This is a genomic window from Paeniglutamicibacter sulfureus, assembly GCF_030512175.1.
Lineage (GTDB): Bacteria > Actinomycetota > Actinomycetes > Actinomycetales > Micrococcaceae > Paeniglutamicibacter > Paeniglutamicibacter sulfureus.
Map to the genome: position 1 here is coordinate 1 of NZ_JAULBL010000004.1, position 3,328 is coordinate 3,328.

3 protein-coding genes are annotated in these 3,328 nt (G+C 64.0%); all 3 read right to left on the reverse strand.

Annotation, left to right across the window (positions count from 1 at the left end; translation table 11 throughout):
* Positions 1-138: 138 nt before the first annotated feature.
* The 3 genes from Q2T94_RS20420 to Q2T94_RS20430 all read right to left on the reverse strand — a co-directional run bounded on the left by Q2T94_RS20420 (position 139) and on the right by Q2T94_RS20430 (position 3,196).
* A complete protein-coding gene (locus Q2T94_RS20420) occupies positions 139-951 on the reverse strand; it encodes an ExeA family protein (protein ID WP_302263215.1) in 813 nt (270 codons plus the stop codon).
* Complete coding sequence (locus Q2T94_RS20425; RefSeq protein WP_302263214.1) at positions 948-2,465, reverse strand: DDE-type integrase/transposase/recombinase; 1,518 nt, start codon at positions 2,463-2,465, stop codon at positions 948-950. The genes Q2T94_RS20420 and Q2T94_RS20425 overlap by 4 nt, the downstream gene beginning before the upstream one ends.
* Before the next feature lie 86 nt (positions 2,466-2,551).
* A complete protein-coding gene (locus tag Q2T94_RS20430; protein WP_302263213.1) occupies positions 2,552-3,196 on the reverse strand; it encodes a DUF6431 domain-containing protein in 645 nt (214 codons plus the stop codon).
* Positions 3,197-3,328 lie beyond the last annotated feature (132 nt).

The window sequence follows — 3,328 nt, forward strand, 5'->3', positions numbered from 1 at the left end:
TGTTGACCGTCGCGTTGTTTGACGATCTTCGCGTCACCGGGTTTGACGACGAGCCGCCCATGGAAATGCCCTGCCGAGGGGTTTCGGCAGGGCATTCGTTGTCTTGCTGACGGCGTGGTCGTCGTCGGTGCCGGGCTCCTATTCGCTGTTTTCGGTGATCGCGGATTGCGCCGCGGCCTGGTCGACGATGGTCTTGTTGCCGGCGTAGGTGGCGATCAACGCGGAGACGGCGAGGTTGTTCACCGCTCGCGGGTAACCCCGGGAGGCCTGGTGGATGGCGGTAACGGCATCCTCGGAGAACAGCGTGTCCGATCTGCCCGCAAAACCGAGATGCGCTTTGATATAGCTGGCTGTGTCGGCAAGGTTCATGCCGGTGAGGGTGAAACGGGTGCCGATGCGCTGGTCCAGCGCGGCCAGGACGGCCATCTTCAGGCGCCTGCGCAGCGTGGGTTGCCCAATGAGCAGCAATGCGAAGTGGGACCCGGTATCAAGGGCCGTGTTGGTGAGCATGCGCAGGGATTCCAGCTCGGTGTTGCTCAAAAGGTGCGCCTCGTCGATGACCACGACCGGCAGGCGGGAACGCTCGTCCAGCTCCCCGGCCAGCAGTGCCGCGGTTTGGGTGGCCAGTACCCCGGAATAGAAGGATGGCTGGCCGCCCAGGGCCGAAACGATGGTGGCATGGATGCCGCGCATGGTGATGGTCGGGTCCGGAAGATAGATGACCTGGTGGCGGGAGGCCTCGAGCCCGGCCAGTGCCGCGCGCACCGCGACGGTTTTCCCGGCACCGACCTCCCCGGTGATCACACCCATTTGGCGTTGGCCGATGCACCAGTGGATCCGGGCGATCGCCTCGCGGTGCCCGGGGTGCGGATGCAGCGCCTGGGGCGGGATGTCCGCGCTGAAGGGCATGCGGGAAAAACCGTAATGGCTTTGCAGTGACGTGATGCTCACGGCGTGTTCTCCTGGCGGTGGTGCGCTTTGGCGGTGTCGGTGTTTCTGGACGGGGTGGCGAGTTTCTCGAAGCTGATCGGAGCCCCGCTCATGGTGTGTTTGTGTTGGTCCTCGAGCAGGCGCAGGTAATCGATACCGGTGGAAACGTTTTGGGCTCCGGCGTCCCGGTCGGCGGCCGCATTCTTGGCCTTCGGGTGCACGTGCCGACGAATCTGAAGCAGGGTCGCGGTTCCGGCCGGGACTCCCAGGTGGGAGTGCACGGCGATGGGGGCGGCCAGGTCGAAGGGATCATAGATGAGTTCGACCCGGGTTCCTGCCAGCACCGGGTCCACCTGGTAGGTGTTGCCCAGCAGGGAGATCGTGGCAGTCTTGGTGACCTTACGTTTCTCGGACCAGAGGAATGCCTCACTGACCTGGTCCGGGGATTTGCGTACCGGGGTGCGTTTGACCCAGCTGGCATCCCAGCGCTCAAGCGGTGTTTGCCCGGTGGTGGAGTGGATGGTGCGGTGATAGAGAACCTGCACCCAGGAGGTGAAGAGCGCGTTCAGTTCTTGCAGGGTGGAGATCTCCGATCCCTGCCCGGTGCCCGGAAGCGAGGGCTGGTTGGTGACGGTGATTTCACCCAGGAATTGCTGGGTCACGGTATTGAAGAACCGCTCAATTTTGCCCCTTCCCTGCGGGCGGTAGGGGGCCGAATGAACCAACCTGATCCCCAGCTTCGCCGTGACCCGCTGAAGTGCCTTGTCAGCAAAGGCACTGCCGTTGTCGACATAGACCTGACGTGGTATTCCGTGGGTTTGCAGGGCCGGACGCAGCACCGCGGCCAGGCGGACGGTGTCCTCGGCGAAGGCCCACCGGGAGGCGACCACCATCCGGGAATGGTCATCGAGGAACGCGAACAAATAGGTTTTGCGTCCCTCGATCCGCGGCCCATGCAGGGCATCTCCCACCCAGATTTCGTTGGATTCCTCGGTTTCGAAGCGGCCGGTGGCGGCCCCGGGAACGCCGGTGGAAATGTCCAGGGACCGGAAGTGGCGCAGCAGCGTCGTTTCCGAGGGTGCATCGCCCAGCGTGGTGGCGATGATCCTTTTGATTTGGGCGGCAGTGCGGTGAGGCTTCTCCCGCTTCAAGGTCTCGGCCAGCAGCAGCACCCGGGGCTCGGTGATCGGGCCTTGGGCGCGTTGGGTTGGCTTCAACCCGTCAAAGCCGTCCTTCTTCCAGGCCTTGATCCAGCGATCGATACTTTCCCGGGAGAACCGCTTGGTGCCCCCGAAAGGCCAGGGATGGTATTGGATGGCCAGTGCGCGCACCATGACACCTCGGGCCTTGGCACCGAGCTGGTCATCGGCTGCTTCCCGGATGAGCTGGTAGCGGAACAGGGCGATCTGCTCGGCGCGTTCGCTGCGTTTCACCGGTCCTTTCACCGGAGCCGAGGACGGTGCCGGTGTTGCCGGTGGAGGGTCGGCTGCAACGAAGGTTTCCGGACGCTGTTCCGGGATCAGGGCAAGTGGCATCAAGGCGGTGTCCTTTCAGGGAAACGGTATTTATCGGCACCACCTGCACCGGGGCGCAGGTCATGCTTGTTGCCCACTTTCGCCCATCAACACCCCGCCCTATCAGGGCCAATTGGTGTTGCAAGCCTTTTCACCCACCAGGTGCCGCTGAACACCCACGGCCCGGCGCTGGCCAACGCGGCAGCATGCCAAGGAACCGCACTGGCTTCCGGGACCGCAAAACGCTCGCCCACCACCCGGGCATAGGCCAACAGAACCCCCAAGGCCTGGGCAAGAATTCCACGGGCGGACTGCGGCCAGAGCGACGCGGCATCCGACGCGTCCCGGAGCAGCAGAGACCGAAACCAAGAACACAGGGACGCGGCGGAAGAGCCGAAAGACCGCAGCCAACCACGCACCGTGCTCACCGGCCGGCCCACCCGATCCGCGATGGAGCGGTGGCCGAGCCCCTCGAGGGCCTTGGCTTCGATGGCTGCGGCGATCACCAAAGCCTCATCAGCCTTCCGTGCCGCCAGAACAACCGGCAACAGCACATGAGTCATCCGGCATCCGGTGCACCGGGCCCGCAACGGGCAAAACACCGACACGGACGGCCCCGCGGTTCCCATGCGGATCCGTCGTTCCCGTGCATGGCCCCACGGACGCAATGCCCCGGCGCATTCGGGGCATGAAAGGAGGCCGCCACGCAGATCAGATTCGACAGCGGCGGGCGCATAACTTACCGTGATCATTAGCGCGACTCTTTCGCGTTAGAACGACCCGGCGCAGCCTTCGAAATCTGGCGCTGGGTCGTTTGCCTTAAGTTTGGTTATCGTCAGCTTGCCGCCGCCAATAACCGAAGATCAAGACCTACAAGTCGAAAC